The sequence below is a fragment of the Williamsia herbipolensis genome (assembly GCF_036153515.1).
GTDB classification, from domain to species: domain Bacteria; phylum Actinomycetota; class Actinomycetes; order Mycobacteriales; family Mycobacteriaceae; genus Williamsia_A; species Williamsia_A herbipolensis.
The window spans coordinates 400,321-413,559 of the sequence record NZ_CP108021.1 but is presented as its reverse complement, the minus strand read 5'-3'; the positions used below and the strand labels follow the sequence as shown (position 1 = coordinate 413,559).

Annotated in this window: 12 protein-coding genes; all 12 read right to left on the bottom strand. The window is 69.7% G+C overall.

What is annotated here, in order from left to right; all coding sequences use genetic code 11:
* Nucleotides 1-58: 58 nt before the first annotated feature.
* The 12 genes from metK to pyrR all read right to left on the bottom strand — a co-directional run bounded on the left by metK (nt 59) and on the right by pyrR (nt 13,168).
* Complete coding sequence (gene metK, locus OG579_RS01865) at nt 59-1,273, bottom strand: methionine adenosyltransferase (protein WP_045822679.1); 1,215 nt, start codon at nt 1,271-1,273, stop codon at nt 59-61.
* Between the two features lie 160 nt (nt 1,274-1,433).
* A complete protein-coding gene (coaBC, locus tag OG579_RS01860) occupies nt 1,434-2,690 on the bottom strand; it encodes a bifunctional phosphopantothenoylcysteine decarboxylase/phosphopantothenate--cysteine ligase CoaBC (RefSeq protein ID WP_328857871.1) in 1,257 nt (418 codons plus the stop codon).
* Between the two features lie 33 nt (nt 2,691-2,723).
* Nucleotides 2,724-3,044, bottom strand: coding sequence for a DNA-directed RNA polymerase subunit omega (gene rpoZ, locus OG579_RS01855; RefSeq protein ID WP_408068724.1), 321 nt, complete (start codon nt 3,042-3,044; stop codon nt 2,724-2,726).
* A gap of 97 nt (nt 3,045-3,141) precedes the next feature.
* Nucleotides 3,142-3,738: a guanylate kinase gene (gene gmk, locus OG579_RS01850; protein ID WP_328857870.1), complete on the bottom strand. Its 597-nt coding sequence runs from the start codon at nt 3,736-3,738 to the stop codon at nt 3,142-3,144.
* Nucleotides 3,739-3,748: 10 nt separating this feature from the next.
* Nucleotides 3,749-4,066, bottom strand: a complete 318-nt coding sequence (mihF, locus tag OG579_RS01845; protein WP_045822676.1) for an integration host factor, actinobacterial type — start codon at nt 4,064-4,066, stop codon at nt 3,749-3,751.
* A gap of 390 nt (nt 4,067-4,456) precedes the next feature.
* Nucleotides 4,457-5,311, bottom strand: coding sequence for an orotidine-5'-phosphate decarboxylase (pyrF, locus tag OG579_RS01840; RefSeq protein WP_328857869.1), 855 nt, complete (start codon nt 5,309-5,311; stop codon nt 4,457-4,459).
* Nucleotides 5,308-8,634: a carbamoyl-phosphate synthase large subunit gene (gene carB / locus OG579_RS01835; protein WP_328857868.1), complete on the bottom strand. Its 3,327-nt coding sequence runs from the start codon at nt 8,632-8,634 to the stop codon at nt 5,308-5,310. Before carB ends, pyrF begins: the two co-directional genes overlap by 4 nt.
* Complete coding sequence (carA, locus tag OG579_RS01830; protein ID WP_045822673.1) at nt 8,634-9,755, bottom strand: glutamine-hydrolyzing carbamoyl-phosphate synthase small subunit; 1,122 nt, start codon at nt 9,753-9,755, stop codon at nt 8,634-8,636. The genes carB and carA overlap by 1 nt, the downstream gene beginning before the upstream one ends.
* The gene (locus tag OG579_RS01825; RefSeq protein WP_328857867.1) at nt 9,752-10,315 is read right to left on the bottom strand and encodes a PH-like domain-containing protein; all 564 of its coding nucleotides are present in this window, start codon (nt 10,313-10,315) and stop codon (nt 9,752-9,754) included. Before OG579_RS01825 ends, carA begins: the two co-directional genes overlap by 4 nt.
* Nucleotides 10,312-11,610 carry a dihydroorotase gene (locus OG579_RS01820; protein WP_328857866.1) on the bottom strand — a complete coding sequence of 433 codons (1,299 nt, stop codon included), beginning with the start codon at nt 11,608-11,610 and terminating at the stop codon, nt 10,312-10,314. The genes OG579_RS01825 and OG579_RS01820 overlap by 4 nt, the downstream gene beginning before the upstream one ends.
* A complete protein-coding gene (locus tag OG579_RS01815) occupies nt 11,607-12,551 on the bottom strand; it encodes an aspartate carbamoyltransferase catalytic subunit (RefSeq protein ID WP_328857865.1) in 945 nt (314 codons plus the stop codon). Before OG579_RS01815 ends, OG579_RS01820 begins: the two co-directional genes overlap by 4 nt.
* Nucleotides 12,551-13,168, bottom strand: a complete 618-nt coding sequence (pyrR, locus tag OG579_RS01810; protein ID WP_045822669.1) for a bifunctional pyr operon transcriptional regulator/uracil phosphoribosyltransferase PyrR — start codon at nt 13,166-13,168, stop codon at nt 12,551-12,553. The genes OG579_RS01815 and pyrR overlap by 1 nt, the downstream gene beginning before the upstream one ends.
* Nucleotides 13,169-13,239 lie beyond the last annotated feature (71 nt).

Genomic DNA, 13,239 nt, shown 5'->3' with positions numbered 1-13,239 from the left:
TCCGGTGGCGTCGGGTGTCGTGGTCGCGGTCGTCACGACGGTGTGCACCGCGGGGGTGTCACAGACCGGCGGCGGCCTTCAGCTTGTCGGCGCGGTCGGTGTTCTCCCACGGCAGGTCGACGTCGGTGCGACCGAAGTGGCCGTAGGCGGCGGTCGGTGCGTAGATCGGGCGCAGCAGGTCGAGATCGCGGATGATCGCGCCGGGGCGCAGGTCGAACGTCTCGGTGATGGCCGAACGGATCTTGACCGGGTCGATGGTCTCGGTGCCGAAGGTCTCGACGAACAGACCGACGGGCGCGGCCTTGCCGATGGCGTAGGCGACCTGGACCTCGATGCGCGTGGCGAGACCGGCGGCGACGGCGTTCTTCGCGACCCACCGCATGGCGTAGGCGGCGCTGCGGTCGACCTTCGACGGGTCCTTGCCCGAGAACGCGCCGCCACCGTGGCGGGCCATGCCGCCGTAGGTGTCGACGATGATCTTGCGGCCGGTCAGACCGGCGTCACCCATCGGCCCACCGAGCACGAACTTGCCGGTCGGGTTGACCAGCAGGCGGATGTCGGAGGTGTCGAGGTCGGGCAGGTCGAGATCGGCGAGGACCGCGTCGACGACGTTGGTCTTGATGTCCGGGGTCAGCATGTTGACGAGGTCGATGTCGGCGGCGTGCTGCGTCGACAGGACGACGGTGTCGAGCCGGACCGGCTTGTCGCCGTTGTACTCGATGGTGACCTGGGTCTTGCCGTCGGGACGCAGGTACGGCAGCGTGCCGTCCTTGCGGACCTCGGTGAGACGACGCGACAGGCGGTGCGCGAGCGCGATCGGCACCGGCATGAACTCGGGGGTCTCCGAGGTGGCGTAACCGAACATCAGGCCCTGGTCGCCCGCGCCCTGCTTGTCGATCTCGTCGGTCTGGCCGTCGACGCGCGCCTCGTAGGCGTTGTCGACGCCCTGGGCGATGTCCGGCGACTGCGCGCCGATCGCGACGTTGACGCCGCACGACGCGCCGTCGAAGCCCTTCGATGACGAGTCGTAACCGATCTCGAGGACCTTGTCGCGCACGATCTTCGGGATGTCGGCGTACGCCGAGGTGGTGACCTCACCGGCGACGTGGACCTGTCCGGTCGTGACCAGGGTCTCGACGGCGACGCGCGAGTGCTTGTCCTGCGAGAGGAGGGCGTCGAGGATCGAGTCGCTGATGGCGTCACAGATCTTGTCTGGGTGACCCTCGGTGACCGATTCGCTGGTGAAGAGCCTGGATGCTCCGGCAGAACTCATCTTTTCCTCTCGAACCTCGCGACGAGGTGCAGTCGTGGTGTGGTTGCTACAGATGTTGTGCAGGCACGCCCGGGCGTGAACTGTCCCCCGTGACAATCGTTCAAGGTACACACCCCCACCGACGGCCGGTGACCTGGCCGGGATGGGCGCGTACCCGTGTTCAGTGCGATCGACTCCCGCCCAGCAGGTCACCGACGGCGTCCAGTATTCGGCTCGCCATGAGTGTTTTCGATCCGAGCGGCAGTGCGGTCTCGCTGCCGGTGGTGGCGAGCAGCCATCCGGTGTTGTCGTCGGTCCCGAAGGCCTTGCCGTCGCCGACGGCGTTGACCACCAACAGGTCACATCCCTTGCGGGCCAGCTTCGCCCGACCGTGGTCGAGCACCCCGCCCGACGCGTCGCCGGTCTCGGCGGCGAAACCCACGATGACGGTGGTGCCGCCGAGTTCGCCGCGATCGCGGGCGGCGACGATACCGCGCAGGATGTCGGGGTTGGTGTCGAGCTCGATGGGCGCGGGACCCGACGCGCCCTTCTTGATCTTCGACTCCGCGACGCTCACCGGTCGGAAGTCGGCGACGGCCGCGGCCATGATCACCACGTCGGCGTCGCCTGCGCGCTTGCCGACCTCGTCGGCGAGTTCGGTCGCCGTCACGATCGGCACCACCTCGACGCCGGCGGGTGCGGCGAGTTCGGTTGTGGCCCCGGCGATCAGCGTGACCGACGCGCCACGATGGGTGGCCGCGCGCGCCAACGCATACCCCTGCTTGCCGGAACTGCGGTTGCCGAGATAGCGCACCGGATCGAGGGGTTCACGGGTGCCGCCGGCGGTGATGAGCATCCGCACGCCGGCCATGTCGTGCGGCAGGGCGTCGGGACGTTCGAGGAGGACGTCGCCGAGGAGCCCGATCTCGGTCGGTTCGGGCAGGCGGCCCGGTCCGGAGTCGCGGCCGGTGAGCCGTCCCGAGGCGGGACGCAGGACGATCGCGCCGTGACTGCGCAGGGCGGCGACGTTGGCGACGGTCGCGGGGTGCTCCCACATCTCGGTGTGCATCGCGGGGGCGTAGACCACCGGGCACCGGGCCGTGAGCAGCGTCGCGGTGAGCAGGTCGTCGGCCCGACCGGACGCGGCGCGCGCCATCAGGTCCGCCGTCGCCGGCGCGACGACCACCAGGTCGGCGCCCTGCCCGATGCGGACGTGCGGAACCTGTTCGACATCGGCGAAGACGTCGGGGGTCACCGGATTGCCGCTGAGTGCCTCGAACGTGGCGGCACCGACGAACTCGAGCGCGGCGCGGGTCGGGATGACGCGGACGTCGTGTCCGGCCTCGGTGAAGTGGCGGATGATCGAGCACGCCTTGTAAGCGGCGATACCGCCGCCGACACCGACGACGATGCGCCGCGACGGGCCGCTCGCGGTCATCGGCGTCGACCCGCGTCGCTGTTCGCGATCGACCTACTCGCCTTCGGTGTGCTCGAGCAGGTCGCTGTGGATCTCGCGCATGGCGATCGACAGCGGCTTCTCCTGCAGGCCCGGCTCCACGAGGGGGCCGACGTACTCGAGGATGCCGTCGCCGAGCTGGTTGTAGTAGTCGTTGATCTGGCGTGCGCGCTTGGCCGCGTAGATCACCAGGGCGTACTTCGACGATGCGCGGTCGAGCAGCTCATCGATGGGCGGATTGGTGATACCCAGCGGCGTGTCGTAGGCCGGGGCGTCGACGACGCCTGTCGCTGTGGCGTCGGAGCCGAAGGCTGCACTGCTGGTCGGGATGCTCACGCAAAGTCCTCACTTCGTTGTCGATCGGGCGCATCAGCGGGCAATCGGATGCAAACGCGCTGTTCAGGGGAGTCGGTCGGACACCGCACCATGTGGGTCACACTGCAGACGACCGGGGATCCTCACGCCCGACCAGCAAGGATACCAACTCGCGGGCCACGCGGTCGACTTCGTCGTTGACGATGACGTGGTCGAACTCGTCGGCGATGGCCAGTTCGGCGCGTGCGGTCTGCAGTCGGCGCTCGATCACCTCGGGGCTCTCGGTGCCGCGACCGGTGAGCCGTTCGACCAGCACCTCCCAGCTCGGCGGGGTGAGGAAGACGGTGATGGCGTCGGGGAGGCGGTCGCGCACGGCGTGTGCGCCGGCGATGTCGACCTCCACGAGAACGGGTTTGCCGGCGTCGAGGGCGTCGAGCACGGGGCGGGCGGGGGTCCCGGATCGTTGCAGCCCGCCGTGGATCTCGGCCCACTCGAGCAGATCGCCCGCGGCGATCATGGCGTCGAATCCGTCGGTGCCGACGAAGTGGTAGTCGCGGCCGTCGATCTCGCCGGCTCGCGGGGCGCGGGTGGTGGCCGAGACGCTGAACACCAGGTCGGGCATCAGCTCACGCAGACGCCGCACGACACTGGACTTACCGACGGCGGAGGGGCCGACCAGTACCACCAGTCGACCCCTCCGGTCGTGCGATGCCATCTAGTTCTGATCAGTCCTGATCGAACTTCGCGAGCAGCGCCTTGCGCTGCCGATCGCCCAGGCCGCGCAGACGGCGGGTGGGGGCGATCTCGAGTTCGGTCATGATCTCCTGCGCCTTGACCTTGCCCACCTTGGGCAGGGCCTCCAGCAGTGCGGAGACCTTCATCTTGCCGAGGATCTCGTCGGTCTCGGCATCCTTCAGCACCTGCGTGAGGTTGGTGCCTCCACGCTTGAGCCGCTCCTTGAGCTCGGCGCGCGCCTTGCGAGCGGCAGCTGCCTTCTCCAGAGCAGCAGCGCGCTGCTCAGCGGTCAACTGGGGAAGGGCCACGGGTTCCTCCGTATTCGTAGAACTGGGTCGAGTCGCCACCGGGTGGGCAGCGGGTGCTGTGGTTTGCCACAGCGACTGCGACCGTACCGACGTGAGCTGGGATTTGCGACCCCCACCCCGCCATTTCCGCACTAGAGACCGTGTTGTAGAGGATTTCGACCCGGTCCGACGCCGCCGGCGCCCCCGGCCGCCCCACGATCGCCGATGTCGGCGAAAACAGCTGCGGGACAGCCTATTCGCGCTCAGCGACGACGCCAGGTCGGTCCGCGGCCGTCGAGGTGCGCATGGGACGTGTGTGACGGGTGGTTCGAACCCGGATTGGTCGTAATCGCTCAGCCCGTCGAGCGTGTCGCTTTGCCCTCGTGAGCTGGGGCGAGAGCGTGGACGGCCTCAGCCGCGCAGGGCGGACTCCAGCGCATCGCGCATCGACTCGGTCGCCGCCACGAGAGCGGTGCCGTCGGGACCGGCGCCGAGGATCTCACGCGAGACCGCGGGCAGGACCCAGCGGTGGGCGCCGTCGAAGATGCGGGCGACGTCGTCGGGCGTACCGCCCTGCGCGCCGACACCCGGCGCCAGGATCGGTCCCCCCAGTGCCTCGAGCGACAGACCGTGCGGACGTGTGGCACCGACGACCACACCCAGTGCGGCGGGTCCGGCGGCGTTGCGGGCTGCGACGGCGTCGATCACCGACTGCGCGACGGTGCTGCCCCGGGCGTCGGCGAGTTGCAGCGCCGCGCCCTCGGGGTTGGAGGTACGGGCCAGGACGAACACCCCGCGGCCCGAGTCCGCGGCGGCGTCGAACGCGGGGTCGAGCGACCCGAATCCCAGATAGGGCGAGACGGTGACGGCGTCGGAACACAACGGCGACCGCGGCGACAGCCACGCGTGCGCGTAGGCGGCCATGGTGGACCCGATGTCACCGCGTTTGGCGTCGGAGATGACCAGCGCACCCGCCGCGGTGATCTCGGCGATGGCCTCCTCGAGCACGCCGAACCCGGCCGAACCGTATCGCTCGAACAGGGCCACCTGGGGCTTGATCGCGGCCGCGATCGGCGCCACGGCGCGCACCACGGTCTCGGTGAACGCACGCAGCCCGCCGACGTCGTCGGCGAGCCCCCATGCGGCGAGCAGCCCCGGATGGGGGTCCACACCCACGCACAGACGGCCACGGCGGGCGACGGCGTCGAGGTGGCGGCCTGCGTAGTCGGCTCCCCCGCTGCCCGAGCGACCACCCGGATCGGTCACGAGCTGCGCATCACGCGGTGGCGTTCCTGCAGGGACATCACCCCGATGTCACCGCCCAGTGCGGCCTCGATGCCCTGCACCGCCGCGCCGGCGCCCTGGACGGTGGTGATGCAGGGGATGTTCACCGACACCGCGGCGCTGCGGATCTCGTAGCCGTCCACGCGCGGTCCGGAGTTGCCGAACGGGGTGTTGATGACCATCGAGACCTCTCCGGCCCGGATGGTGTCGACGATGGTCACCGCGCCCTCGGGGAGGTCGGTGTCGGAGTGCTTGAACACCTGTGTGCACGTGATCCCGTTGCGGCGCAACACCTCTGCGGTTCCCTCGGTCGCGAGGATGTGGAAGCCGAGATCGGCCAGGCGCTTCACCGGGAACAACAGAGCCCGCTTGTCCTTGTTCGCGACCGAGACGAAGATGTTGCCCGACAGCGGCAACGAGCCGTAGGCGGCGGTCTGCGACTTCGCGAACGACCGACCGAAGTCGGCGTCGATGCCCATCACCTCGCCGGTCGACTTCATCTCGGGGCTCAGCAGCGAGTCGACGCCGGTGCCGTCGGCGCGACGGAACCGGTTGAACGGCAACACGGCCTCCTTGACCGCGATGGGCGCGCCCACCGGGAGGTCACCGCCGTCACCGGTCGCGGGCAGCACACCGGAGGTGCGCAGCTCGGCGATCGACTCCCCCAGCATGATCCGGGCGCACGCCTTCGCCAGCTGCACCGCGGTCGCCTTCGAGACGAACGGGACCGTGCGGCTGGCCCGCGGGTTGGCCTCGAGGACGTAGAGGATGTCGTCCTTGAGGGCGAACTGCACGTTGAGCAGTCCCTTCACCCCGATGCCGTGAGCCAGCGCCTCCGTCGAGCGCCGCACCGCGGCGACGTCGGTCTTGCCGAGGGCGACCGGGGGCAGAGCGCAGGCCGAGTCGCCGGAGTGGATGCCGGCCTCCTCGATGTGTTCCATGATCCCGCCGATGTACACCTCGGTGCCGTCGCACAGGGCGTCGACGTCGATCTCGACGGCGTCCTCGAGGAACCGGTCGACGAGCACCGGGTGCTCGGGGGTGAGCTCCGTCGCGCGGGAGATGTAGCCCTCCAGCGACGGCTCGTCGTACACGATCTCCATGCCGCGGCCGCCGAGGACGTACGACGGGCGGACCAGCACCGGGTATCCGATGTCGGCCGCGATGGTGCGGGCCTCGGCGAAGGTGGTGGCCATCCCGTACTTCGCGGCGGGCAGGCCCGCGGCGTCGAGGACCTTGCCGAACTCGCCGCGGTCCTCGGCGAGGTCGATGGCGGCGGGGCTGGTGCCGACGATGGGCAGGCCGGCCTCCTCGAGGCGTCGCGCCAGCCCGAGCGGGGTCTGGCCGCCGAGCTGCACGATCACACCGACGACGGTGCCCGAGGCGGACTCGGCGCGGTACACCTCGACGACGTCCTCGAACGTCAGCGGTTCGAAGTAGAGCCGGTCGGCGGTGTCGTAGTCGGTGGAGACGGTCTCGGGGTTGCAGTTGACCATCACCGTCTCGTAGCCGGCGTCGGTCAGCGTCGTCGCGGCGTGCACGCACGAGTAGTCGAACTCGATGCCCTGGCCGATGCGGTTGGGACCCGATCCGAGGATCAGGACCTTGCCGCGTTCGGTCTGCGGGGCGATCTCGCTCGTGGCGGCGGGATCGGTCTCGTAGGTCGAGTAGTGGTACGGCGTATTGGCCTCGAATTCGGCGGCGCAGGTGTCGACGGTCTTGTACACCGGGTGGACGCCGAGGGCGTCGCGGTGTGCGGCCACAGCCGCGTCGTCGGCGAAATCGGTGCGCAGAGCCGCGATCTGCCGGTCGGAGAAGCCGTGTGACTTGGCCTCGCGCAGCAGGTCCTCGTCGAGGGTGTCGGCCGTGCGGACCCGTGCGCCCAGCGCACCGATGGCCTCGATCTCGGCCAGGAACCAGGGATCGATCTTCGTCGCGTCGAAGAGCTGTTCCACGGTCGCGCCGAGGTCGAATGCCGCCATGATCCGGTAGAGCCGCCCGTCGCGCGGGGTGGCGATGTCGGCGAGGATCTGCTCGAGCGAGTCGTCGGTGGCCGGGTCGGTCCAGAAACCGCCCGCCTTGGTCTCCATCGACCGCATGACCTTGCCCAGTGCCTCGGCGAAGCTGCGTCCGAGGCTCATGCCCTCGCCCACCGACTTCATGGTGGTCGTCAGGGTGTCGTCGGCGCCGGGGAACTTCTCGAACGCGAACCGCGGTGCCTTCACGACGACGTAGTCGAGGGTGGGCTCGAAGCATGCCGGCGTCTCGCCGGTGATGTCGTTGACGATCTCGTCGAGGGAGTATCCGACGGCGAGCTTCGCGGCGATCTTCGCGATCGGGAACCCGGTGGCCTTCGACGCCAGCGCCGACGACCGCGACACCCGGGGGTTCATCTCGATGACCACCAGGCGGCCGTCGGCGGGGTCCATCGCGAACTGGATGTTGCACCCGCCGGTGTCGACGCCCACCTCGCGCAGGATGTCGATGGAGAGGTCGCGCATCTTCTGGTACTCGCGGTCGGTGAGCGTCATCGCGGGTGCGACGGTGACCGAGTCGCCGGTGTGGACGCCCACCGGGTCGACGTTCTCGATGGAGCAGACGACCACCACGTTGTCGCGGCCGTCGCGCATCAGCTCGAGCTCGTACTCCTTCCACCCGAGGATGGACTCCTCGATGAGGACGTTGGCCGTCGGCGAGGCCGCCAGGCCACCGCCGGCGATGCGGTTGAGGTCGTTCTCGTCGTAGGCCATGCCCGAACCGAGACCGCCCATGGTGAACGACGGACGCACCACCACCGGGTAGCCGAGTTCGGCGACGGTGTCGTGGCACTCGGCCATCGTGAAACACACACGGGAGCGGGCGCTCTCGCCGCCGACCTTGGCGACGATGTCCTTGAACTTCTGCCGGTCCTCGCCGCGCTGGATCGCGTCGAAGTCGGCGCCGATCAGCTCGATGTCGTACTTGGTGAGGATCCCCTGCTCGTGCAGGGCCACGGCGGTGTTCAGCGCGGTCTGCCCGCCGAGGGTGGCGAGCACGGCGTCGATCGGGTGTCCGGCGTCGCGCTCGGCGATGATCACCTTCTCCACGTACTCCGCGGTGATCGGCTCGACGTAGGTGGCGTCGGCGAACTCCGGGTCGGTCATGATCGTCGCGGGGTTCGAGTTCACCAGGCTCACGCGCAGGCCCTCGGCGCGCAACACGCGACAGGCCTGGGTACCCGAGTAGTCGAACTCGCACGCCTGGCCGATGACGATGGGACCCGAACCGATCACCAGGACATGGTCGATATCGCTGCGGCGGGGCATCAGGCACGCACTCCTTGCATCACGGTGACGAATCGGTCGAACAGGTACGCGGCGTCGTGGGGACCGGCCGCCGCCTCGGGGTGGTACTGCACGGAGAACGCGCGACCGTCGACGAGCTCGACACCCTCGACGGTGCCGTCGTTGGCGCAGGTGTGGCTCACCCGTCCCCGCCCGAAGTCGGTGTCGAACTCCTCGCCCGCCTCGCCCTCGAGGGCGAAGCCGTGGTTCTGCGCGGTGATCGACACCAGACCGGTGGTGTGGTCGATCACCGGGATGTTGATGCCGCGGTGACCGAACTTCATCTTGTAGGTGTCGCGGCCCAGTGCGCGGCCGAGGATCTGGTTGCCGAAGCAGATGCCCAGCAACGGGATCCGGCGGTCGAGCACGCTGCGGGTCAGCGCGACGGCGTCGTCGGCGGTGGCCGGGTCGCCGGGTCCGTTGGACAGGAACACCCCGTCGGGAGCGAGGTCGGTGACGACCTGCGGATCGACCGACGATCCGAACACGTGCACGCGGACACCGCGCTGCGCGAGCATCCTCGGCGTGTTGGTCTTGATGCCGAGATCGATGGCGGCGACGGTGAACCGGTGTTCCCCGACCGCGTCGACGACGTACTCGGAGTCGGTGCTGACCTCACCGGCCAGGTCGGCGCCGGCCATCGACGGCGCCGAGCGCACCCGGTCGAGCAGCACGTCGGTGTCGGCGAGAGCGTCACCGGAGAAGATGCCCGCGCGCATCGACCCGTGGTCGCGCAGGACGCGGGTCACGGCGCGGGTGTCGATGCCTGCGATCCCGACGACACCCTGCTCGACGAGCGCGTCGTCGAGGGTTCCCGTCGACCGCCAGCTCGACACCCGGCGGGTCGGGTTGCGCACCGCGTATCCGGCCACCCAGATGCGCCCGCCGCGGCTCTCGTCGTCCTCGGTGTTCCAGCCGGTGTTGCCGATCTGGGGGGCCGTGGCGACGACGATCTGCCGGTGGTAGCTGGGGTCGGTGAGGGTTTCCTGGTAACCGGTCATCGCGGTGCAGAACACCGCCTCGCCGAGGGTCTGGCCGGTGGCGCCGAACGCCGTGCCGGTGAACACCTGCCCGTTCTCGAGCACCAACACCGCTGTGGTCATGATCGTTGCTCCTTCGCTGTGTCGGTGGGGTTGTCGTCTGGTCCGTTGGCCGCCGGATCGGGTGTGTCGGTGGTCTCCGGGGGGTCGAGTTCCACCCAGGTCGGATAGACGCTCTTGTCGTCGGCGCGCACACCGGAATCGATCTCGGTCCCCGACGGCAGACGCCAGCGGATCACCAGCACGCCGTCGGCGGTCATCACCTTGCCGGCGAGGCCGCGCTCGGTGCGGACCGCGACGAGCGACTCCCGCGGGATCCAGATGGGGTTCGCGCCGTGCCGGCTGAGCAGGATGCCGTCGTCGAACGCGGAGAACTCCGTCGACGCGCGGTCGCCGTAGTCGCCGACGGCCACCCGGTCCTGCCAGCTCGGTGCGACGGTGGACCCGACGTAGAGCCCGGTGTGCGGGCCGAACAGCAGCGCTCCGGGATCGAGCGGGACCTCGGGGAACGCACCGAGCAGATCCTGTTGTCTGCGTGCGCGATTGCGCCATCCGCGCAGCATGAGCGCGATGACCCCCAGCCACGCCAGGACGACGATCGCCACCACCAGCACACCGCTCATCGGTATCGCACCTGTCCGTCGAGCGCGGTCACCCGACCGCGCAGGACTGTCGCGACCACCCGTGCGGGCAGCGTCATCGTGTCGAACGGCGTGTTGGCGCTGAGGCTCGCCAGCGCGCTGCGCGACACCGTCCACTCCGCGTCGGGGTCGACGACGGTGAGGTTGGCCGGCTCGCCGACCGCGATCGGGCGCCCCTGATCGGGGAGACCGACGATCTCCGCGGGTCGCTCGCTGAGAACGCGGGCGACGCCACGCCAGTCGAGGCCGTCGGGCCCCACCACGGTCGCCGCGATCACCGACAGCGCCGTCTGCAGACCGAGCATGCCGGGCCGGGCCTGAGCGAACTCGCAGCACTTGTCCTGCTCGGCGTGCGGTGCGTGGTCGGTGGCGACGCAGTCGATCACACCGTCGACCAGTGCCTGTCGCAGGGCGACACAGTCGCTGCTCTCCCGCAACGGCGGGTTGACCTTGTTGACCGCGTCGTAGGTCTGCAGGCGGGAGTCGTCGAGGAGCAGATGGTGCGGTGTCACCTCCGCGGTGATCGCGATGCCCTGCGCCTTGGCCCACCGCAGCAGTTCGACGGTGCCCGCGGTCGACGCGTGACAGATGTGCACCCGTGCACCGGCGTCACGGGCGAGGATCGCGTCGCGGGCGACGATCGACTCCTCGGCCGAACGCGGCCAGCCGGCCAGACCCAGGCGGGCCGCGGTGGGCCCCTCGTGGGCGATGGCACCGACGGTTAGTCGTGGTTCCTCGGCGTGCTGGGCGATGAGGACCCCGAGTCCGCTCGCGTACTCCAGGGCGCGGCGCATGAGCAGCGGATCGTGGACGCACTTGCCGTCGTCGGAGAACATCTTGACCTGCGCGACACCGTCGGCCATCGCGCCGAGTTCGGCGAGGTGGGTGCCCTCGAGGCCCACGGTGACCGCACCGACGGGGTGGACGTCGACGAGACCGACCTTCTGGCCGCGTGCCCACACGTGGTCGGTGAGCACGGCCGAGTCGGCGACCGGATCGGTGTTGGCCATCGCGAACACCGCGGTGTAACCGCCGAGAGCCGCTGCCGCCGAACCGGTCTCGATGGTCTCGGTGTCCTCGCGACCGGGCTCGCGCAGGTGGGTGTGCAGGTCGACGAACCCCGGCAGCAGCACACCACCGTGGCCGTCGACCCTCTCGACCCCGTCAGCCGAGAGGTCGGTGCCGATCTCGGTGATCACGCCGTCGACGACGAGCAGGTCGACGGCGTCGCCCTCGCCGTAGGGACGCACATCGGCGATCAGCAGCTGCTCACTCACGACACACCCTCCTCGTCGGTCCCGACCAGCAGTCGGAACAGCACGGCCATCCGCATGTGCACCCCGTTGCTCACCTGCTGCAGGACCGTGGCGCGGGGCGAATCGGCCACCGAGAAGCCGATCTCCATGCCGCGCAGCATCGGGCCCGGGTGCAACACGATGGCGTCGTCGTCGAGCAGGGCGAGGCGCCGCTCGCTCAGGCCGTACCGGATCGAGTACTCCCGCGCCGACGGGAAGAACCCACCGTTCATCCGCTCGGCCTGCACGCGCAGCACCATCACCGCGTCGACACCGGGCAGGGTGGCGTCGAGGTGGTGGGACACCTCGACGGGCCATCCCGACACACCGACCGGCAGCAGTGTCGGCGGCGCGACGAGCACCACCTGCGCCCCGAGGGTCGCCAGGAGGTGCGCGTTCGACCGGGCGACCCGCGAGTGCAGGATGTCGCCGACGATCGCGATGCGCCTGCCCTCGAGGGAGCCGAGTCGCTGCCGCAGCGTCAACGCGTCGAGCAGTGCCTGCGTGGGGTGTTCGTGGGTGCCGTCGCCGGCGTTGATGACCGCCGGCCCGTCGCCGTCCTCGGAGGTCCACCGCGCGATCTGATGGGCCGCACCCGAGGCGGGGTGGCGCACGATCAACGCGTCGGCGCCTGCCGCACGCAAGGTCTTGGCGGTGTCGCGCAACGACTCCCCCTTGCCCGCAGAGGAACTCGAGGCACTGACGTTGATGACGTCGGCGCTCATCCACTTGCCCGCGACCTCGAACGACACCCGGGTGCGCGTGGAGTTCTCGTAGAACAGCGTCATCACGGTGCGACCACGTAGCGTCGGCAGCTTGCGGACCTCGCGGCCGAGGAGCGCCTGTTCGAACCGTTCGGCCTCGTCGAGGAGTCCGTGCGCGGTCGCGGCATCGAGGTCGTCGACCGAGAGCAGGTGTCGCATCAGCGTGTCCGCCTCTCGCCGGCGGCCGGCCGAGTCGCTGCGGATCGGGCGGCCGGGGCGAGGACGACCTGGTCGATCCCGTCGTGCTCGACGAGCTGCACCGAGACGTCCTCGGTGCGCGAGGTGGGGATGTTCTTGCCGACGTAGTCCGCGCGCAGCGGCAGTTCACGGTGCCCGCGATCGACGAGGACCGCGAGCTGTACCGCCGACGGGCGTCCGAGATCGCGGAGGGCGTCGAGTGCCGCCCGGACGGTGCGACCGGAGTAGAGGACGTCGTCGACGAGGATCACCAGCGCCGCGTCGACGCCACCGGCGGGAACCGAGGTGCGTTCGAGGGGCCGGTGCGGCTGTGCGCGCAGGTCGTCGCGGTAGAGGGTGATGTCGAGGTACCCGACACCGACGTCGACGCCGGAGAACTCACGGATGCGGTCGACGAGACGTTGGGCGAGAGTCGTTCCTCGCGTGGGGATCCCGAGGACCACGACCCGGGGCGCCTGCGGGTCGTCGAGTGCGGTCTTCTCGATGACCTGATGGGCCATCCGCGCGATCGTCCGGGCCACGTCACCGGAATCGAGGAGAATCCGCCGATCATCGGGCGCGCCGTCTGCCGGTGTCACCTACCCGACCTCCTTCTCCGCCTCACGGGACGGATCGTTAAAGGATGTCTGCTTCCGCGGAGAACCTTAAC